5 protein-coding genes, 6 tRNA genes and 9 rRNA genes are annotated in these 22,135 nt (G+C 42.1%); 1 reads left to right on the top strand and 19 read right to left on the bottom strand.

Features of this window, described 5'->3' with window-relative positions; translation table 11 throughout:
- Nucleotides 1–139 precede the first annotated feature (139 nt).
- The 17 genes from rrf (ACUXZJ_RS08260) to ACUXZJ_RS08180 all read right to left on the bottom strand — a co-directional run bounded on the left by rrf (ACUXZJ_RS08260) (nt 140) and on the right by ACUXZJ_RS08180 (nt 18,145).
- Nucleotides 140–248 (bottom strand): 5S ribosomal RNA (gene rrf / locus ACUXZJ_RS08260).
- Nucleotides 249–429: 181 nt separating this feature from the next.
- Nucleotides 430–3,306, bottom strand: a 23S ribosomal RNA gene (locus ACUXZJ_RS08255).
- Nucleotides 3,307–3,525: 219 nt separating this feature from the next.
- Nucleotides 3,526–3,602 (bottom strand) — tRNA-Ala (locus ACUXZJ_RS08250).
- 152 nt (nt 3,603–3,754) lie between these two features.
- A tRNA-Ile gene (locus ACUXZJ_RS08245) sits at nt 3,755–3,828 on the bottom strand.
- Between the two features lie 72 nt (nt 3,829–3,900).
- Nucleotides 3,901–5,416 (bottom strand): 16S ribosomal RNA (locus ACUXZJ_RS08240).
- 334 nt (nt 5,417–5,750) lie between these two features.
- Nucleotides 5,751–5,859, bottom strand: a 5S ribosomal RNA gene (gene rrf, locus ACUXZJ_RS08235).
- A gap of 181 nt (nt 5,860–6,040) precedes the next feature.
- Nucleotides 6,041–8,917, bottom strand: a 23S ribosomal RNA gene (locus ACUXZJ_RS08230).
- Between the two features lie 219 nt (nt 8,918–9,136).
- Nucleotides 9,137–9,213, bottom strand: a tRNA-Ala gene (locus ACUXZJ_RS08225).
- A 152-nt stretch (nt 9,214–9,365) separates the two neighbouring features.
- Nucleotides 9,366–9,439 (bottom strand) — tRNA-Ile (locus ACUXZJ_RS08220).
- Between the two features lie 72 nt (nt 9,440–9,511).
- Nucleotides 9,512–11,027: ribosomal RNA gene (locus ACUXZJ_RS08215) — 16S ribosomal RNA — on the bottom strand.
- A gap of 334 nt (nt 11,028–11,361) precedes the next feature.
- Nucleotides 11,362–11,470, bottom strand: a 5S ribosomal RNA gene (rrf, locus tag ACUXZJ_RS08210).
- Nucleotides 11,471–11,651: 181 nt separating this feature from the next.
- A 23S ribosomal RNA gene (locus ACUXZJ_RS08205) occupies nt 11,652–14,528 on the bottom strand.
- A 219-nt stretch (nt 14,529–14,747) separates the two neighbouring features.
- Nucleotides 14,748–14,824: transfer RNA gene (locus ACUXZJ_RS08200), tRNA-Ala, on the bottom strand.
- Nucleotides 14,825–14,976: 152 nt separating this feature from the next.
- Nucleotides 14,977–15,050: transfer RNA gene (locus ACUXZJ_RS08195), tRNA-Ile, on the bottom strand.
- Between the two features lie 72 nt (nt 15,051–15,122).
- Nucleotides 15,123–16,638, bottom strand: a 16S ribosomal RNA gene (locus ACUXZJ_RS08190).
- The 16S, 23S and 5S rRNA genes sit together here with 6 tRNA genes alongside, the layout of an rRNA operon.
- A 395-nt stretch (nt 16,639–17,033) precedes the next feature.
- Entirely contained in the window at nt 17,034–17,312 is a 279-nt protein-coding gene (locus tag ACUXZJ_RS08185; RefSeq protein WP_060383033.1) for a hypothetical protein, read from the bottom strand.
- 122 nt (nt 17,313–17,434) lie between these two features.
- Complete coding sequence (locus ACUXZJ_RS08180) at nt 17,435–18,145, bottom strand: DUF4294 domain-containing protein (protein ID WP_060383034.1); 711 nt, start codon at nt 18,143–18,145, stop codon at nt 17,435–17,437.
- 80 nt (nt 18,146–18,225) lie between these two features.
- On the opposite strand from ACUXZJ_RS08180, the gene ACUXZJ_RS08175 reads away from it, so the two are divergent.
- Nucleotides 18,226–19,314 carry a M42 family metallopeptidase gene (locus ACUXZJ_RS08175; RefSeq protein ID WP_060383879.1) on the top strand — a complete coding sequence of 363 codons (1,089 nt, stop codon included), beginning with the start codon at nt 18,226–18,228 and terminating at the stop codon, nt 19,312–19,314.
- 125 nt (nt 19,315–19,439) lie between these two features.
- Here the strand turns inward: ACUXZJ_RS08175 and ACUXZJ_RS08170 are convergent, their stop codons facing one another.
- Both ACUXZJ_RS08170 and ACUXZJ_RS08165 read right to left on the bottom strand, forming a co-directional pair.
- The gene (locus ACUXZJ_RS08170; RefSeq protein ID WP_158447603.1) at nt 19,440–20,744 is read right to left on the bottom strand and encodes a M43 family zinc metalloprotease; all 1,305 of its coding nucleotides are present in this window, start codon (nt 20,742–20,744) and stop codon (nt 19,440–19,442) included.
- A gap of 475 nt (nt 20,745–21,219) precedes the next feature.
- Nucleotides 21,220–21,981 carry a cyclase family protein gene (locus ACUXZJ_RS08165; protein WP_446194678.1) on the bottom strand — a complete coding sequence of 254 codons (762 nt, stop codon included), beginning with the start codon at nt 21,979–21,981 and terminating at the stop codon, nt 21,220–21,222.
- Nucleotides 21,982–22,135 lie beyond the last annotated feature (154 nt).

Here is a 22,135-nt window from a genome sequence, read left to right as displayed (position 1 = left end):
AGTGTTTTTTTACTTTTTTTTGAAAGTTTTTTATTTTCTTGGTTTTCTTTAATAATAGGAACGTAGTTGCTTTGCTGGGATAAAAAATCCCCTGTTTTGCAGGGGATTTTTATGTTTAATTCTGTTTTTTCAGAATAAAGAAAGGCGGCGATCTACTCTCCCACAGTATGCAGTACCATCGACGCAGGCGGGCTTAACTTCTCTGTTCGAAATGGGAAGAGGTGAGCCCCGCCGCAATAACCACCTTAAGGTTTTTAGTGATGAGTGATTAGTGAGAAGTGATTAGCTTAAATCTAGTCACTGGTTACTTATTACTTTTCACTGCAAGCTTTGCTTGCCAATATTTTAACATATTGAGATAAATATTCAATTTGGAAAGAATTTTACGCCCCACCCTTGCTCCTCCCCTTTGGGGAGGTTGGGTGGGGCACCAATAAGCTTACGGGTTATTAGTACTACTTGACTGTGACATTACTGCCTTTACATCTATAGCCTATCAACGTGGTGATCTTCCACGACCCTTAAAAGAAATCTCATCTTGTGGTGGGTTTCGCGCTTATATGCTTTCAGCGCTTATCCCTTCCCAACGTAGCTACTCTGCGGTGCTCCTGGCGGAACAACAGATACACCAGCGGTTGGTCCAACTCGGTCCTCTCGTACTAGAGTCAGATCCACTCAAATTTCTAACGCCCACAGTAGATAGAGACCGAACTGTCTCACGACGTTCTGAACCCAGCTCGCGTGCCACTTTAATGGGCGAACAGCCCAACCCTTGGGACCTTCTCCAGCCCCAGGATGTGACGAGCCGACATCGAGGTGCCAAACCCCCCCGTCGATATGAGCTCTTGGGGGAGATCAGCCTGTTATCCCCGGCGTACCTTTTATCCTTTGAGCGATGGCCCTTCCATGCGGAACCACCGGATCACTATGCTCTACTTTCGTACCTGATCGACCTGTATGTCTCTCAGTCAAGCTCCCTTTTGCCATTGCACTCTACGCACGGTTACCAAGCGTGCTGAGGGAACCTTTAGAAGCCTCCGTTACTCTTTTGGAGGCGACCACCCCAGTCAAACTACCCACCAAGCAATGTCCCCGCCAAGGGCGGGTTAGATCTCAGATAAGCAAAGGGTGGTATTTCAACAATGACTCCACAACGCCTGGCGACGCCATTTCATAGTCTCCCACCTATCCTACACATCACTTATCCAAGACCAATACTAAGCTATAGTAAAGGTGCACAGGGTCTTTTCGTCCCACTGCGGGTAATCGGCATCTTCACCGATACTACAATTTCACCGAGCTCATGGCTGAGACAGTGTCCAGATCGTTACACCATTCGTGCAGGTCGGAACTTACCCGACAAGGAATTTCGCTACCTTAGGACCGTTATAGTTACGGCCGCCGTTTACTGGGGCTTCAATTCAATGCTTCTGATTGCTCATAACATCTCCTCTTAACCTTCCAGCACCGGGCAGGTGTCAGGCCCTATACGTCATCTTACGATTTTGCAGAGCCCTGTGTTTTTGATAAACAGTCGCCTGGACCTTTTCACTGCGGCCAGCTTGCGCTGGCGACCTTTCTCCCGAAGTTACAGGTCTATTTTGCCTAATTCCTTAGCCATGAATCTCTCGAGCGCCTTAGGATACTCTCCTCAACTACCTGTGTCGGTTTACGGTACGGGTACTTATAATCTATGTTTAGAAGGTTTTCTTGGCAGCCTTTAGGTACTCTATCCCTTTGTCCGAAGACTCCGAGTACTATCGCATTTCACCAGTCCCAGCGGATTTGCCTACTGGGCCTATAGTTAGGTGCTTTAACGAACTATTCCGTCAGTTCGCGGTACTTTCACCACTGCGTCGCTCCATCACAATTATAAGTAGTACGGGAATATTAACCCGTTGGCCATCGACTGTTCCTTTCGGATTCGCCTTAGGACCCGACTAACCCGCAGCTGATTAGCATAGCTGCGGAAACCTTAGTTTTGCGGCGGGGGTGTTTCTCGCACCCCTTATCGTTACTTATGCCTACATTTTCTTTTCTAACTTCTCCAGCATCTCTCACAAGACACCTTCGGCGATGTTAGAATGCTCCCCTACCACTTGTACAGTGTACAAATCCATAGCTTCGGTAGTATGCTTATGCCCGATTATTATCCATGCTCGATCGCTCGACTAGTGAGCTGTTACGCACTCTTTAAATGAATGGCTGCTTCCAAGCCAACATCCTAGCTGTCGATGCAATCAAACCGCGTTTGTTCAACTTAGCATACATTTGGGGACCTTAGCTGATGGTCTGGGTTCTTTCCCTCTCGGACTTGGACCTTAGCACCCAAGCCCTCACTGCTGTGTATATTATATAGCATTCGGAGTTTGTCAGGAATTGGTAGGCGGTGAAGCCCCCGCATCCAATCAGTAGCTCTACCTCTATATAACTCAACCACAGCGCTGCACCTAAATGCATTTCGGGGAGTACGAGCTATTTCCGAGTTTGATTGGCCTTTCACCCCTACCCACAGGTCATCCGAAGACTTTTCAACGTCAACCGGTTCGGACCTCCACTGTGTGTTACCACAGCTTCATCCTGCCCATGGGTAGATCACACGGTTTCGCGTCTACCACTACTGACTATAGCGCCCTATTCAGACTCGCTTTCGCTACGGATCCGTGACTTAATCACTTAACCTTGCCAGTAACGGTAACTCGTAGGCTCATTATGCAAAAGGCACGCCGTCACAGCTTATGCTGCTCCGACCGCTTGTAGGCGTATGGTTTCAGGTTCTTTTTCACTCCGTTATTCACGGTTCTTTTCACCTTTCCCTCACGGTACTGGTTCACTATCGGTCTCTCAGGAGTATTTAGCCTTAGCGGATGGTCCCGCCAGATTCAGACAGGGTTTCTCGTGCCCCGCCCTACTCAGGATACCACTATTCTTTATATTCTTTGCTTATACGGGACTTTCACCTTCTTTGGTTAACCTTTCCAGGTTATTCTAATTCTGTTTATAAGAAATATTGTGGTCCTACAACCCCGTTATTGCCGTAACAACAACGGTTTGGGCTATTCCGCGTTCGCTCGCCACTACTTACGGAATCACTTTTGTTTTCTTCTCCTCCGCCTACTTAGATGTTTCAGTTCAGCGGGTTTGCCTCCTATTGGATAATGCATCTTCAATGCATTGGGTTGCCCCATTGGGATATCTACGGATCTATTCGTGTGTGCCAATCCCCGTAGCTTTTCGCAGCTTATCACGTCCTTCTTCGCCTCTGAGAGCCTAGGCATCCCCCATACGCCCTTATTTTGCTTATTGTTTTCTTTTTTTTAGTGATTAGTTCTTAGTAATTAGTGACTAGCCCTAAGACTAATTACTATTCACTCTGTACTAATTACTAAAGTGTTCTTTCTACTTGTTTGTATGTTTATCTCAATATGTCAATGAACTTTATTCAATTTGAAGATTTGATGATTCGTTAATTTGAAGATGTTATTCATTTTCAAATTTTCAAATCAATTCATTTTCAAATCAATTTGGTGGAGAATATCGGAGTCGAACCGATGACCTCCTGCGTGCAAGGCAGGCGCTCTAGCCAGCTGAGCTAATCCCCCATTCTTTTTCTATTTTGAATGTTGATTTATATATTTTGAATTATTTTTCAAATTCATGATTTAAAATTTATAATTCAAAATTCGCTTCTAGAATTTCCTTTTAAACTTAATTTTTTTAAATTTTCAAATTAATCAATTTTCAAATTTACTTGTAGTCCCGGGCAGACTCGAACTGCCGACCCCTACATTATCAGTGTAGTACTCTAACCAGCTGAGCTACGAGACTCTGTATTTTAAGTCTTTTTTTTTTTGAATTAACAGCGAGAGTAAGGGTCTATTTTCTTTTTTTTGTCTCTAGAAAGGAGGTGTTCCAGCCGCACCTTCCGGTACGGCTACCTTGTTACGACTTAGCCCTAGTTACCAGTTTTACCCTAGGCAGCTCCTTGCGGTCACCGACTTCAGGTACCCCCAGCTTCCATGGCTTGACGGGCGGTGTGTACAAGGCCCGGGAACGTATTCACCGCAGCATGGCTGATCTGCGATTACTAGCGAATCCAGCTTCACGGAGTCGAGTTGCAGACTCCGATCCGAACTGAGAACGGTTTTGTAGATTCGCGCCTACTTGCGTAGTGGCTGCTCTCTGTACCGTCCATTGTAGCACGTGTGTAGCCCAAGGCGTAAGGGCCGTGATGATTTGACGTCATCCCCACCTTCCTCACGGTTTGCACCGGCAGTCTTGCTAGAGTTCCCGACTTGACTCGCTGGCAACTAGCAACAGGGGTTGCGCTCGTTATAGGACTTAACCTGACACCTCACGGCACGAGCTGACGACAACCATGCAGCACCTTGAAAAACGTCCGAAGAAAGATCTGTTTCCAAATCTGTCGTTTCCCATTTAAGCCTTGGTAAGGTTCCTCGCGTATCATCGAATTAAACCACATGCTCCTCCGCTTGTGCGGGCCCCCGTCAATTCCTTTGAGTTTCACTCTTGCGAGCGTACTCCCCAGGTGGGATACTTATCACTTTCGCTTAGCCACTCAGATTGCTCCAAACAGCTAGTATCCATCGTTTACGGCGTGGACTACCAGGGTATCTAATCCTGTTCGCTCCCCACGCTTTCGTCCATCAGCGTCAATGTACTCGTAGTAACCTGCCTTCGCAATTGGTATTCCATGTAATCTCTAAGCATTTCACCGCTACACTACATATTCTAGTTACTTCCAAGTAATTCAAGTCTTACAGTATCAATGGCCGTTTGATCGTTGAGCGACCAGATTTCACCACTGACTTATAAAACCGCCTACGGACCCTTTAAACCCAATGATTCCGGATAACGCTTGGATCCTCCGTATTACCGCGGCTGCTGGCACGGAGTTAGCCGATCCTTATTCTTACAGTACCGTCAAGCTCCCTCGCAAGGGAGTGTTTCTTCCTGTACAAAAGCAGTTTACAATCCATAGGACCGTCATCCTGCACGCGGCATGGCTGGTTCAGACTTGCGTCCATTGACCAATATTCCTCACTGCTGCCTCCCGTAGGAGTCTGGTCCGTGTCTCAGTACCAGTGTGGGGGATCTCCCTCTCAGGACCCCTACCCATCGTCGCCTTGGTGTGCCGTTACCACACCAACTAGCTAATGGGACGCATGCTCATCTTGTACCGTTGGAACTTTAATAATTAAATGATGCCATTTAATAATACTATGGGGTATTAATCCAAATTTCTCTGGGCTATCCCCCTGTACAAGGTAGATTGCATACGCGTTACGCACCCGTGCGCCGGTCTCAAAGGAGCAAGCTCCTTCTACCCCTCGACTTGCATGTGTTAAGCCTGCCGCTAGCGTTCATCCTGAGCCAGGATCAAACTCTTCATCGTATGTTTTTTATAGCTTTTGAGCTAAATATTTTTGACAAAGAATGCTAGTTTTCTTACTCTCTTATTTTTTTGTTTTAATATTGCTATTAAAACGTGCTGTCAATCCAATATGTCTATGAACTTGTTTCTTTTGTTTTTCGCTTTTGACTTATTGTCTTAGCGGCTGCAAAGGTAGTGTTTCTTTTAGTATTTCCAAGTGTTTTTTTACTTTTTTTTGAAAGTTTTTTATTTTCTTGGTTTTCTTTAATAATAGGAACGTAGTTGCTTTGCTGGGATAAAAAATCCCCTGTTTTGCAGGGGATTTTTATGTTTAATTCTGTTTTTTCAGAATAAAGAAAGGCGGCGATCTACTCTCCCACAGTATGCAGTACCATCGACGCAGGCGGGCTTAACTTCTCTGTTCGAAATGGGAAGAGGTGAGCCCCGCCGCAATAACCACCTTAAGGTTTTTAGTGATGAGTGATTAGTGAGAAGTGATTAGCTTAAATCTAGTCACTGGTTACTTATTACTTTTCACTGCAAGCTTTGCTTGCCAATATTTTAACATATTGAGATAAATATTCAATTTGGAAAGAATTTTACGCCCCACCCTTGCTCCTCCCCTTTGGGGAGGTTGGGTGGGGCACCAATAAGCTTACGGGTTATTAGTACTACTTGACTGTGACATTACTGCCTTTACATCTATAGCCTATCAACGTGGTGATCTTCCACGACCCTTAAAAGAAATCTCATCTTGTGGTGGGTTTCGCGCTTATATGCTTTCAGCGCTTATCCCTTCCCAACGTAGCTACTCTGCGGTGCTCCTGGCGGAACAACAGATACACCAGCGGTTGGTCCAACTCGGTCCTCTCGTACTAGAGTCAGATCCACTCAAATTTCTAACGCCCACAGTAGATAGAGACCGAACTGTCTCACGACGTTCTGAACCCAGCTCGCGTGCCACTTTAATGGGCGAACAGCCCAACCCTTGGGACCTTCTCCAGCCCCAGGATGTGACGAGCCGACATCGAGGTGCCAAACCCCCCCGTCGATATGAGCTCTTGGGGGAGATCAGCCTGTTATCCCCGGCGTACCTTTTATCCTTTGAGCGATGGCCCTTCCATGCGGAACCACCGGATCACTATGCTCTACTTTCGTACCTGATCGACCTGTATGTCTCTCAGTCAAGCTCCCTTTTGCCATTGCACTCTACGCACGGTTACCAAGCGTGCTGAGGGAACCTTTAGAAGCCTCCGTTACTCTTTTGGAGGCGACCACCCCAGTCAAACTACCCACCAAGCAATGTCCCCGCCAAGGGCGGGTTAGATCTCAGATAAGCAAAGGGTGGTATTTCAACAATGACTCCACAACGCCTGGCGACGCCATTTCATAGTCTCCCACCTATCCTACACATCACTTATCCAAGACCAATACTAAGCTATAGTAAAGGTGCACAGGGTCTTTTCGTCCCACTGCGGGTAATCGGCATCTTCACCGATACTACAATTTCACCGAGCTCATGGCTGAGACAGTGTCCAGATCGTTACACCATTCGTGCAGGTCGGAACTTACCCGACAAGGAATTTCGCTACCTTAGGACCGTTATAGTTACGGCCGCCGTTTACTGGGGCTTCAATTCAATGCTTCTGATTGCTCATAACATCTCCTCTTAACCTTCCAGCACCGGGCAGGTGTCAGGCCCTATACGTCATCTTACGATTTTGCAGAGCCCTGTGTTTTTGATAAACAGTCGCCTGGACCTTTTCACTGCGGCCAGCTTGCGCTGGCGACCTTTCTCCCGAAGTTACAGGTCTATTTTGCCTAATTCCTTAGCCATGAATCTCTCGAGCGCCTTAGGATACTCTCCTCAACTACCTGTGTCGGTTTACGGTACGGGTACTTATAATCTATGTTTAGAAGGTTTTCTTGGCAGCCTTTAGGTACTCTATCCCTTTGTCCGAAGACTCCGAGTACTATCGCATTTCACCAGTCCCAGCGGATTTGCCTACTGGGCCTATAGTTAGGTGCTTTAACGAACTATTCCGTCAGTTCGCGGTACTTTCACCACTGCGTCGCTCCATCACAATTATAAGTAGTACGGGAATATTAACCCGTTGGCCATCGACTGTTCCTTTCGGATTCGCCTTAGGACCCGACTAACCCGCAGCTGATTAGCATAGCTGCGGAAACCTTAGTTTTGCGGCGGGGGTGTTTCTCGCACCCCTTATCGTTACTTATGCCTACATTTTCTTTTCTAACTTCTCCAGCATCTCTCACAAGACACCTTCGGCGATGTTAGAATGCTCCCCTACCACTTGTACAGTGTACAAATCCATAGCTTCGGTAGTATGCTTATGCCCGATTATTATCCATGCTCGATCGCTCGACTAGTGAGCTGTTACGCACTCTTTAAATGAATGGCTGCTTCCAAGCCAACATCCTAGCTGTCGATGCAATCAAACCGCGTTTGTTCAACTTAGCATACATTTGGGGACCTTAGCTGATGGTCTGGGTTCTTTCCCTCTCGGACTTGGACCTTAGCACCCAAGCCCTCACTGCTGTGTATATTATATAGCATTCGGAGTTTGTCAGGAATTGGTAGGCGGTGAAGCCCCCGCATCCAATCAGTAGCTCTACCTCTATATAACTCAACCACAGCGCTGCACCTAAATGCATTTCGGGGAGTACGAGCTATTTCCGAGTTTGATTGGCCTTTCACCCCTACCCACAGGTCATCCGAAGACTTTTCAACGTCAACCGGTTCGGACCTCCACTGTGTGTTACCACAGCTTCATCCTGCCCATGGGTAGATCACACGGTTTCGCGTCTACCACTACTGACTATAGCGCCCTATTCAGACTCGCTTTCGCTACGGATCCGTGACTTAATCACTTAACCTTGCCAGTAACGGTAACTCGTAGGCTCATTATGCAAAAGGCACGCCGTCACAGCTTATGCTGCTCCGACCGCTTGTAGGCGTATGGTTTCAGGTTCTTTTTCACTCCGTTATTCACGGTTCTTTTCACCTTTCCCTCACGGTACTGGTTCACTATCGGTCTCTCAGGAGTATTTAGCCTTAGCGGATGGTCCCGCCAGATTCAGACAGGGTTTCTCGTGCCCCGCCCTACTCAGGATACCACTATTCTTTATATTCTTTGCTTATACGGGACTTTCACCTTCTTTGGTTAACCTTTCCAGGTTATTCTAATTCTGTTTATAAGAAATATTGTGGTCCTACAACCCCGTTATTGCCGTAACAACAACGGTTTGGGCTATTCCGCGTTCGCTCGCCACTACTTACGGAATCACTTTTGTTTTCTTCTCCTCCGCCTACTTAGATGTTTCAGTTCAGCGGGTTTGCCTCCTATTGGATAATGCATCTTCAATGCATTGGGTTGCCCCATTGGGATATCTACGGATCTATTCGTGTGTGCCAATCCCCGTAGCTTTTCGCAGCTTATCACGTCCTTCTTCGCCTCTGAGAGCCTAGGCATCCCCCATACGCCCTTATTTTGCTTATTGTTTTCTTTTTTTTAGTGATTAGTTCTTAGTAATTAGTGACTAGCCCTAAGACTAATTACTATTCACTCTGTACTAATTACTAAAGTGTTCTTTCTACTTGTTTGTATGTTTATCTCAATATGTCAATGAACTTTATTCAATTTGAAGATTTGATGATTCGTTAATTTGAAGATGTTATTCATTTTCAAATTTTCAAATCAATTCATTTTCAAATCAATTTGGTGGAGAATATCGGAGTCGAACCGATGACCTCCTGCGTGCAAGGCAGGCGCTCTAGCCAGCTGAGCTAATCCCCCATTCTTTTTCTATTTTGAATGTTGATTTATATATTTTGAATTATTTTTCAAATTCATGATTTAAAATTTATAATTCAAAATTCGCTTCTAGAATTTCCTTTTAAACTTAATTTTTTTAAATTTTCAAATTAATCAATTTTCAAATTTACTTGTAGTCCCGGGCAGACTCGAACTGCCGACCCCTACATTATCAGTGTAGTACTCTAACCAGCTGAGCTACGAGACTCTGTATTTTAAGTCTTTTTTTTTTTGAATTAACAGCGAGAGTAAGGGTCTATTTTCTTTTTTTTGTCTCTAGAAAGGAGGTGTTCCAGCCGCACCTTCCGGTACGGCTACCTTGTTACGACTTAGCCCTAGTTACCAGTTTTACCCTAGGCAGCTCCTTGCGGTCACCGACTTCAGGTACCCCCAGCTTCCATGGCTTGACGGGCGGTGTGTACAAGGCCCGGGAACGTATTCACCGCAGCATGGCTGATCTGCGATTACTAGCGAATCCAGCTTCACGGAGTCGAGTTGCAGACTCCGATCCGAACTGAGAACGGTTTTGTAGATTCGCGCCTACTTGCGTAGTGGCTGCTCTCTGTACCGTCCATTGTAGCACGTGTGTAGCCCAAGGCGTAAGGGCCGTGATGATTTGACGTCATCCCCACCTTCCTCACGGTTTGCACCGGCAGTCTTGCTAGAGTTCCCGACTTGACTCGCTGGCAACTAGCAACAGGGGTTGCGCTCGTTATAGGACTTAACCTGACACCTCACGGCACGAGCTGACGACAACCATGCAGCACCTTGAAAAACGTCCGAAGAAAGATCTGTTTCCAAATCTGTCGTTTCCCATTTAAGCCTTGGTAAGGTTCCTCGCGTATCATCGAATTAAACCACATGCTCCTCCGCTTGTGCGGGCCCCCGTCAATTCCTTTGAGTTTCACTCTTGCGAGCGTACTCCCCAGGTGGGATACTTATCACTTTCGCTTAGCCACTCAGATTGCTCCAAACAGCTAGTATCCATCGTTTACGGCGTGGACTACCAGGGTATCTAATCCTGTTCGCTCCCCACGCTTTCGTCCATCAGCGTCAATGTACTCGTAGTAACCTGCCTTCGCAATTGGTATTCCATGTAATCTCTAAGCATTTCACCGCTACACTACATATTCTAGTTACTTCCAAGTAATTCAAGTCTTACAGTATCAATGGCCGTTTGATCGTTGAGCGACCAGATTTCACCACTGACTTATAAAACCGCCTACGGACCCTTTAAACCCAATGATTCCGGATAACGCTTGGATCCTCCGTATTACCGCGGCTGCTGGCACGGAGTTAGCCGATCCTTATTCTTACAGTACCGTCAAGCTCCCTCGCAAGGGAGTGTTTCTTCCTGTACAAAAGCAGTTTACAATCCATAGGACCGTCATCCTGCACGCGGCATGGCTGGTTCAGACTTGCGTCCATTGACCAATATTCCTCACTGCTGCCTCCCGTAGGAGTCTGGTCCGTGTCTCAGTACCAGTGTGGGGGATCTCCCTCTCAGGACCCCTACCCATCGTCGCCTTGGTGTGCCGTTACCACACCAACTAGCTAATGGGACGCATGCTCATCTTGTACCGTTGGAACTTTAATAATTAAATGATGCCATTTAATAATACTATGGGGTATTAATCCAAATTTCTCTGGGCTATCCCCCTGTACAAGGTAGATTGCATACGCGTTACGCACCCGTGCGCCGGTCTCAAAGGAGCAAGCTCCTTCTACCCCTCGACTTGCATGTGTTAAGCCTGCCGCTAGCGTTCATCCTGAGCCAGGATCAAACTCTTCATCGTATGTTTTTTATAGCTTTTGAGCTAAATATTTTTGACAAAGAATGCTAGTTTTCTTACTCTCTTATTTTTTTGTTTTAATATTGCTATTAAAACGTGCTGTCAATCCAATATGTCTATGAACTTGTTTCTTTTGTTTTTCGCTTTTGACTTATTGTCTTAGCGGCTGCAAAGGTAGTGTTTCTTTTAGTATTTCCAAGTGTTTTTTTACTTTTTTTTGAAAGTTTTTTATTTTCTTGGTTTTCTTTAATAATAGGAACGTAGTTGCTTTGCTGGGATAAAAAATCCCCTGTTTTGCAGGGGATTTTTATGTTTAATTCTGTTTTTTCAGAATAAAGAAAGGCGGCGATCTACTCTCCCACAGTATGCAGTACCATCGACGCAGGCGGGCTTAACTTCTCTGTTCGAAATGGGAAGAGGTGAGCCCCGCCGCAATAACCACCTTAAGGTTTTTAGTGATGAGTGATTAGTGAGAAGTGATTAGCTTAAATCTAGTCACTGGTTACTTATTACTTTTCACTGCAAGCTTTGCTTGCCAATATTTTAACATATTGAGATAAATATTCAATTTGGAAAGAATTTTACGCCCCACCCTTGCTCCTCCCCTTTGGGGAGGTTGGGTGGGGCACCAATAAGCTTACGGGTTATTAGTACTACTTGACTGTGACATTACTGCCTTTACATCTATAGCCTATCAACGTGGTGATCTTCCACGACCCTTAAAAGAAATCTCATCTTGTGGTGGGTTTCGCGCTTATATGCTTTCAGCGCTTATCCCTTCCCAACGTAGCTACTCTGCGGTGCTCCTGGCGGAACAACAGATACACCAGCGGTTGGTCCAACTCGGTCCTCTCGTACTAGAGTCAGATCCACTCAAATTTCTAACGCCCACAGTAGATAGAGACCGAACTGTCTCACGACGTTCTGAACCCAGCTCGCGTGCCACTTTAATGGGCGAACAGCCCAACCCTTGGGACCTTCTCCAGCCCCAGGATGTGACGAGCCGACATCGAGGTGCCAAACCCCCCCGTCGATATGAGCTCTTGGGGGAGATCAGCCTGTTATCCCCGGCGTACCTTTTATCCTTTGAGCGATGGCCCTTCCATGCGGAACCACCGGATCACTATGCTCTACTTTCGTACCTGATCGACCTGTATGTCTCTCAGTCAAGCTCCCTTTTGCCATTGCACTCTACGCACGGTTACCAAGCGTGCTGAGGGAACCTTTAGAAGCCTCCGTTACTCTTTTGGAGGCGACCACCCCAGTCAAACTACCCACCAAGCAATGTCCCCGCCAAGGGCGGGTTAGATCTCAGATAAGCAAAGGGTGGTATTTCAACAATGACTCCACAACGCCTGGCGACGCCATTTCATAGTCTCCCACCTATCCTACACATCACTTATCCAAGACCAATACTAAGCTATAGTAAAGGTGCACAGGGTCTTTTCGTCCCACTGCGGGTAATCGGCATCTTCACCGATACTACAATTTCACCGAGCTCATGGCTGAGACAGTGTCCAGATCGTTACACCATTCGTGCAGGTCGGAACTTACCCGACAAGGAATTTCGCTACCTTAGGACCGTTATAGTTACGGCCGCCGTTTACTGGGGCTTCAATTCAATGCTTCTGATTGCTCATAACATCTCCTCTTAACCTTCCAGCACCGGGCAGGTGTCAGGCCCTATACGTCATCTTACGATTTTGCAGAGCCCTGTGTTTTTGATAAACAGTCGCCTGGACCTTTTCACTGCGGCCAGCTTGCGCTGGCGACCTTTCTCCCGAAGTTACAGGTCTATTTTGCCTAATTCCTTAGCCATGAATCTCTCGAGCGCCTTAGGATACTCTCCTCAACTACCTGTGTCGGTTTACGGTACGGGTACTTATAATCTATGTTTAGAAGGTTTTCTTGGCAGCCTTTAGGTACTCTATCCCTTTGTCCGAAGACTCCGAGTACTATCGCATTTCACCAGTCCCAGCGGATTTGCCTACTGGGCCTATAGTTAGGTGCTTTAACGAACTATTCCGTCAGTTCGCGGTACTTTCACCACTGCGTCGCTCCATCACAATTATAAGTAGTACGGGAATATTAACCCGTTGGCCATCGACTGTTCCTTTCGGATTCGCCTTAGGACCCGACTAACCCGCAGCTGATTAGCATAGCTGCGGAAACCTTAGTTTTGCGGCGGGGGTGTTTCTCGCACCCCTTATCGTTACTTATGCCTACATTTTCTTTTCTAACTTCTCCAGCATCTCTCACAAGACACCTTCGGCGATGTTAGAATGCTCCCCTACCACTTGTACAGTGTACAAATCCATAGCTTCGGTAGTATGCTTATGCCCGATTATTATCCATGCTCGATCGCTCGACTAGTGAGCTGTTACGCACTCTTTAAATGAATGGCTGCTTCCAAGCCAACATCCTAGCTGTCGATGCAATCAAACCGCGTTTGTTCAACTTAGCATACATTTGGGGACCTTAGCTGATGGTCTGGGTTCTTTCCCTCTCGGACTTGGACCTTAGCACCCAAGCCCTCACTGCTGTGTATATTATATAGCATTCGGAGTTTGTCAGGAATTGGTAGGCGGTGAAGCCCCCGCATCCAATCAGTAGCTCTACCTCTATATAACTCAACCACAGCGCTGCACCTAAATGCATTTCGGGGAGTACGAGCTATTTCCGAGTTTGATTGGCCTTTCACCCCTACCCACAGGTCATCCGAAGACTTTTCAACGTCAACCGGTTCGGACCTCCACTGTGTGTTACCACAGCTTCATCCTGCCCATGGGTAGATCACACGGTTTCGCGTCTACCACTACTGACTATAGCGCCCTATTCAGACTCGCTTTCGCTACGGATCCGTGACTTAATCACTTAACCTTGCCAGTAACGGTAACTCGTAGGCTCATTATGCAAAAGGCACGCCGTCACAGCTTATGCTGCTCCGACCGCTTGTAGGCGTATGGTTTCAGGTTCTTTTTCACTCCGTTATTCACGGTTCTTTTCACCTTTCCCTCACGGTACTGGTTCACTATCGGTCTCTCAGGAGTATTTAGCCTTAGCGGATGGTCCCGCCAGATTCAGACAGGGTTTCTCGTGCCCCGCCCTACTCAGGATACCACTATTCTTTATATTCTTTGCTTATACGGGACTTTCACCTTCTTTGGTTAACCTTTCCAGGTTATTCTAATTCTGTTTATAAGAAATATTGTGGTCCTACAACCCCGTTATTGCCGTAACAACAACGGTTTGGGCTATTCCGCGTTCGCTCGCCACTACTTACGGAATCACTTTTGTTTTCTTCTCCTCCGCCTACTTAGATGTTTCAGTTCAGCGGGTTTGCCTCCTATTGGATAATGCATCTTCAATGCATTGGGTTGCCCCATTGGGATATCTACGGATCTATTCGTGTGTGCCAATCCCCGTAGCTTTTCGCAGCTTATCACGTCCTTCTTCGCCTCTGAGAGCCTAGGCATCCCCCATACGCCCTTATTTTGCTTATTGTTTTCTTTTTTTTAGTGATTAGTTCTTAGTAATTAGTGACTAGCCCTAAGACTAATTACTATTCACTCTGTACTAATTACTAAAGTGTTCTTTCTACTTGTTTGTATGTTTATCTCAATATGTCAATGAACTTTATTCAATTTGAAGATTTGATGATTCGTTAATTTGAAGATGTTATTCATTTTCAAATTTTCAAATCAATTCATTTTCAAATCAATTTGGTGGAGAATATCGGAGTCGAACCGATGACCTCCTGCGTGCAAGGCAGGCGCTCTAGCCAGCTGAGCTAATCCCCCATTCTTTTTCTATTTTGAATGTTGATTTATATATTTTGAATTATTTTTCAAATTCATGATTTAAAATTTATAATTCAAAATTCGCTTCTAGAATTTCCTTTTAAACTTAATTTTTTTAAATTTTCAAATTAATCAATTTTCAAATTTACTTGTAGTCCCGGGCAGACTCGAACTGCCGACCCCTACATTATCAGTGTAGTACTCTAACCAGCTGAGCTACGAGACTCTGTATTTTAAGTCTTTTTTTTTTTGAATTAACAGCGAGAGTAAGGGTCTATTTTCTTTTTTTTGTCTCTAGAAAGGAGGTGTTCCAGCCGCACCTTCCGGTACGGCTACCTTGTTACGACTTAGCCCTAGTTACCAGTTTTACCCTAGGCAGCTCCTTGCGGTCACCGACTTCAGGTACCCCCAGCTTCCATGGCTTGACGGGCGGTGTGTACAAGGCCCGGGAACGTATTCACCGCAGCATGGCTGATCTGCGATTACTAGCGAATCCAGCTTCACGGAGTCGAGTTGCAGACTCCGATCCGAACTGAGAACGGTTTTGTAGATTCGCGCCTACTTGCGTAGTGGCTGCTCTCTGTACCGTCCATTGTAGCACGTGTGTAGCCCAAGGCGTAAGGGCCGTGATGATTTGACGTCATCCCCACCTTCCTCACGGTTTGCACCGGCAGTCTTGCTAGAGTTCCCGACTTGACTCGCTGGCAACTAGCAACAGGGGTTGCGCTCGTTATAGGACTTAACCTGACACCTCACGGCACGAGCTGACGACAACCATGCAGCACCTTGAAAAACGTCCGAAGAAAGATCTGTTTCCAAATCTGTCGTTTCCCATTTAAGCCTTGGTAAGGTTCCTCGCGTATCATCGAATTAAACCACATGCTCCTCCGCTTGTGCGGGCCCCCGTCAATTCCTTTGAGTTTCACTCTTGCGAGCGTACTCCCCAGGTGGGATACTTATCACTTTCGCTTAGCCACTCAGATTGCTCCAAACAGCTAGTATCCATCGTTTACGGCGTGGACTACCAGGGTATCTAATCCTGTTCGCTCCCCACGCTTTCGTCCATCAGCGTCAATGTACTCGTAGTAACCTGCCTTCGCAATTGGTATTCCATGTAATCTCTAAGCATTTCACCGCTACACTACATATTCTAGTTACTTCCAAGTAATTCAAGTCTTACAGTATCAATGGCCGTTTGATCGTTGAGCGACCAGATTTCACCACTGACTTATAAAACCGCCTACGGACCCTTTAAACCCAATGATTCCGGATAACGCTTGGATCCTCCGTATTACCGCGGCTGCTGGCACGGAGTTAGCCGATCCTTATTCTTACAGTACCGTCAAGCTCCCTCGCAAGGGAGTGTTTCTTCCTGTACAAAAGCAGTTTACAATCCATAGGACCGTCATCCTGCACGCGGCATGGCTGGTTCAGACTTGCGTCCATTGACCAATATTCCTCACTGCTGCCTCCCGTAGGAGTCTGGTCCGTGTCTCAGTACCAGTGTGGGGGATCTCCCTCTCAGGACCCCTACCCATCGTCGCCTTGGTGTGCCGTTACCACACCAACTAGCTAATGGGACGCATGCTCATCTTGTACCGTTGGAACTTTAATAATTAAATGATGCCATTTAATAATACTATGGGGTATTAATCCAAATTTCTCTGGGCTATCCCCCTGTACAAGGTAGATTGCATACGCGTTACGCACCCGTGCGCCGGTCTCAAAGGAGCAAGCTCCTTCTACCCCTCGACTTGCATGTGTTAAGCCTGCCGCTAGCGTTCATCCTGAGCCAGGATCAAACTCTTCATCGTATGTTTTTTATAGCTTTTGAGCTAAATATTTTTGACAAAGAATGCTAGTTTTCTTACTCTCTTATTTTTTTTGTTTTAATATTGCTATTAAAACGTGCTGTCAATCCAATATGTCTATGAACTTGTTTCTTTTGTTTTTCGCTTTTGACTTATTGTCTTAGCGGCTGCAAAGGTAAAACTTCTTTTTAAATTCGCAAGATTTTTTTTGAAAACTTTTTTTGAAGTAAGCTTCTAAAATTTATCTTAAGGTTTTGTTAAAGAACTTCGCTGTTGCGGCTGCAAAGGTACGTTCTTTTTTTTGTTTTTTCCTAGTCTTTTTTTGCTTTTTTTGTTTTTTGTTTTTTAGTTGCTGTTTTTCAAATATTTAACTTTGTTTTTTATTTGTTTTGGGGTTTTTATTTGTTATTTTGGGTCGTGTTTGGTTCTAAAAAACTCGGTTTGTTTTCCTTTGTTATTATATGTTTGGTATTTGGTTTAATTGTAGCTATTTGGCTGTTTTGTTTTTTCTTGTTTGTTTCTAGGATATTTTTTGTTTCTTTTTTTTTATTTGAGGCTAAGGATGCGTGAGGGATGGAAGTGTCATCCTTTTGCTGATTTGTATGGCTCTTTTTTATAGGTATGGTTCTTTCAGCAAAAGATAGAACGGACAGCCCGACCCGAAGGGGCACGCTCATAAATATTGTAATTGAGATTTTAGTTTTTTTTTATTTTTAAAAATTTTATTATTCAAAGGAAGAGGGGTAATTTAACAAAGGCTATTTTCTCGATAAAAGAAAATAGCCTTTGTTGGTATAATTTATTTTTGTTGTTCAGAATGTCTTTCTTTATATTCTTTTACTTTTTGACGCCAATTTTTCTGAAGTTCGTTGTAATTGTGCCCTAATTTAGATTCTTGTGCTACTAACCTACCATCTATAAATGAACGATACAATACACTTTCTATTAAATAATCTTCTGCAACTAAATCAGGTTCGTATTTGGTCTTTAAGTTTATATCAAATAAACTTGCTGTATTGTTGGCCCAAAAAGCTTTCCATCCGCTTTTTAACTCTGAGATTAGGTCGTAGGTAGTAATTCCTGTTTGACGATGTATTAGTTTTACTAAAATCTGTCCATCTTTTCTGCTTAATTTTTTTAGTTGTTCTTCAAATTCTTCTGTTAAAAATTTTTCGACTAGTTTAAAATATTTTTTTTTGTCTCGTTCTGTTTTTAAAAGTTTCATTCCATTATTGAGTGCTACTAATCTATCGGCTGCTATTTTAGCGTAAGGGTAGGTTCTCATAACACGACGTTTTAATACCATGAAGCGTTTTTTTTCTTCTTCTGTTTTAAAATTGTAGGCTCTATTGGTTACTAATACTTCTTCTAACTGATAGGATACTTGTGCTATTGTATCTTTTATATCTAGTTTTTTCTCGATTTCGGTAGAATCAATTTTTACTTCTTGGGCGGTAATAGTAAACATGGATAAGAAGAGAAATACTAGGGTTATGTTATATTTGTACATTGGGTTTTATTTTTGCTTCAAAATTATACATTTATTCTACAAGTGTTGTACCATTTTTTTATTTTAGCAAAAAAAATTTTATGAGTACTGAAACAATATTAAATGATCTTTCTATAAGTTTTCTAGAACGTTATTTAAACAATGCTTCTCCTACGGGATATGAGAGTGAAGGGCAAAAAATTTGGATGGATTATCTTAAATCTTATGTAGATACTTTTGTTACGGATACATACGGAACGGCTGTTGGTATTATAAATCCTGATGCCCCTTATAAAGTGGTGATAGAGGGTCATAGTGATGAGATCTCTTGGTATGTAAATTATATTACGGAAGAGGGATTAATATATGTGATCCGAAATGGTGGTTCTGATCATCAAATTGCTCCTTCGAAAAGAGTTAATATTCATACTAAAAATGGTATTGTGAAGGGTGTTTTTGGTTGGCCTGCAATTCATACGCGCGGAAGAGGTAAGGAAGAATGTGCGTCTTTGCATAATATTTTTATAGATTGTGGTTGTGGTAGTAAGGAGGAGGTAGAGGCTCTTGGTATACATGTCGGATGTGTTGTTACGTATCCTGATGAATTTATGATTTTAAATAAGGATAAGTTTGTATGCCGTGCTATAGATAATCGAATGGGTGGTTTTATGATAGCTGAAGTGGCTCGTTTGCTTAAGGAAAATAATAAGAAATTACCTTTTGGATTGTATATAGTAAATTCTGTGCAAGAGGAAATTGGGTTACGTGGTGCTGAAATGATTACACAAACTATTAAACCTAATGTTGCAATTGTAACAGATGTATGTCATGACACTACAACTCCTATGATTGATAAGAAAATTGAAGGTGATTTAAAAATAGGACGTGGTCCTGTCATTGCTTATGCTCCTGCTGTACAAAATAATTTGAGAGAATTAATTGTTGATACTGCTACAGAGAAAGGAATTCCTTTTCAAAGGCATGCTAGTTCTAGGGTTACTGGAACTGATACGGATGCTTTTGCTTATAGTAATGGTGGGGTGTCATCTGCATTAATTTCTTTACCTTTAAGATATATGCATACAACTGTTGAAATGGTACACAGAGAGGATGTAGAAAATGTTATAAAGTTAATTTATGAAAGTCTTTTAAGAATCGAGAATAATGAGACTTTTTCTTATTTTAAATAGAAAATAGTTTTATTTTTAAAGAAGAGGCTGTCCTAAAAGTAATAAATCAACATTATGTGATTTCTCCCTTTGGTCGAAATGAACAAGATTGCGAACTTTTTTGGACAGTCTCTTTTTATTAGTATTTATTTTTTTGTTATTTTCTTAGAAATGATTTTTCCTGAAACGGTGATTATTTTAACTATATATAGTCCTGTTTTTAAATTTTCTAGTTGATTTATATTTATTATCTTTTGATTAGTTGTTTGAAGATTGGTTAATATTTCTTTTCCTAGGATGTCAAATATTTTTATTTCTTTTATATCTTCTTCTACTGAAATTTCTATTTTGGAGTTGAATGGGTTTGGATATATGTTTATTGTTTTTTTTGCATCATATTGATTATTAGATAAAAGTTCTTCTTGTAGTAATCCTGTAACTACGAGGTTTTCTTTTTGCCATAGTTTTTTTCTACTGGAGTGATGTAATGCTTTGTACATGCGTTGTACTTGTCCTTTTGTGAACATTTTATAACATCCGTAAGCTCCATTATATCCCATATAATTTTCGCTGTTAATTTTTTCTTTATTACAGTTAAAGGCTGAAATACATTGGGTATTTGCTACTATGGTATCTTCTTGTGGGGTGTCATCTACTTCATCTGTTCCTTTGCATCCGTTTTCGAAGGTGTGTATGAGTCCTAAAAAGTGCCCAAATTCATGAGTAAGTGTGGAGGCAAATTCATCATTTGTATTACCATAAATGGATGTACCGCTATATACTATTCTTGAAAAATTATGATTTGTTTTTTCTTGATCTGGATATGTGGCTACACCGGAGTTATTTTCTTGATCATCAAAAATATCATTTTGAATATATACATTGATGTATTTATTGTTGTCCCAGGCATATTTGTTTTGTATTAAATTTTTGATTTTTTGATCATTATTTCCAAAGCCTTTTTCATCTTTTTTATAAAATATAACACATCCTTCTGGTCTATATTTTCCATTTTTTCCAATTTTTGCTAATTCAAACTTTATCTTTAATTTGGATTTTATAGCTTGAAAATCTGGATCAACTGTATTGTAATCATGATTGAGTCCGTTAAAATCTTCATTTACTTTTTCGAGTGCTTTTTTTATTTTTTCTATTGTAATATTTTTCTCATCTGCCAGATAATAGCCATTGGGTTTTGCTTTTTTAGTTTCTGGGTAATAAACATATCCTTCATCGAAAATATGAAAAACGACAGGGATGATAAACTCTTTTTCTAAATCTTTATCTGTTATCTCTGGTATGTTTACTTCTTCATCCCATTTTTTATTTGCTTGAACTCTTATTTTATTTACTTGGTTTTTATTGGTTTCTGTTGTTTTGCATTTTATATTTTGGGCAAAAACGGGATAACTTAACGCTAAAAATAGAAGTGTTTTAACTTTATTGATCATTTTCATATTAATTTTTGTTAATTTTTCAATAATTTAGACTAGGTTTTTTAAGAACATGGTTGTTATGTTTTTAATAAAGTCTTTTTAGTTATTTTTTCTTATCAAATATTTTGATTAATAACGTCTAAAAGTCTACAAAATCATATAATGTAAACAGCTTTACTTACTGTTTAGAAAATACAATTGAGCGGAAAGTATGTTTTTTTACTTTCTTTTTTATGTTTTAAATTCCTAGGTTAGAATTAGTTTTTAGTTAAGTTTTTTTGAAATTACTACAAATAGGTTTTGCTTGATATGTGATTTGCACATGAAGAAAAATAGAAAATTGATTTATCTAGCGTTTTTTCTTCTAGATAAAGTGGATATTTTCCACAAAATGTATTGTTATTTACAATAAATTTTGTGGAAAAAATAGTCTATTAAAGTATTCTTGGTATTTAAGAGGTGATTATATGGGGTAGGTAGATTAGTTTTTTTATTCTAATATAGCAACTACTCTAGATGGACCTGCAGAAGCTCCTTTTAATTTTAGGGGAAAGCAAGCAATTTTAAAGCCTGTATAAGGAAGTTGTTCTAAATTAACAAGTTGTTCCATGTGGCAATATTCATGATCTATGCCTACTAAGTGACCTTCCCAAAATATGTCGTTTCGGTTTTGTTTTTTTGCTTGTTCTATTTGATAAGGTAATGGCAAATCCCAACCCCATTGATCTATTCCCATTACTTTTACTCCTTTTTGAATTAAAAATAACGTTGCTTCTGCGGACATTCCTGTTCCTTTTTTGTAATAATCTTTATCGTATATATATTTATCTCGACCTGTTTTTATTAGTATAATATTTCCTGGTTTAATATCTATATTTTTTTGATTTAAAAAATTTTCGATATCTGTTTTTGTTATGATTTCAAAATCTTTTTTGTGTTTCATATCTATAACAATTCCTTCTCCGTAACACCATTCTAGAGGTATTTGTTCTATTGTTTTGGCTGGTTTGCCTTCACTGGTTGGCCCATAATGATATGGAGCATCTAAATGTGTGGTTGCATGTACTCCCAATTGCTTTATCATATCATCAGCCCATCCTGTAAAATGTTTTGGAAATAAATTAAAAGGCAATCCAAATAATCTTATAATCCATTTAGATTTTTTATGTGTTTTATGTTTGATTTTCACTTTCATAAAGAAAGGATCCTTAGGATTTTGATAAATTGTTTTGGATAGATCAATTATTTTCATATTTATTTTTTTATTAACTAAGATGGGAATCATTATAAAATGAAATGATCGTGATTTTAAATCAAATACAATATAATATATGATAAAAAATCTATTTGTTTAGTATTTCTTTTATAGAATAACGAGGAAGGTCTAATTTGATAGAAAACGATAT

Source organism: Flavobacterium sp. TN-1, from assembly GCF_052828645.1.
Note: the sequence above shows the minus strand (reverse complement) of the source record. Positions and strands in the feature narration are given on the sequence as shown.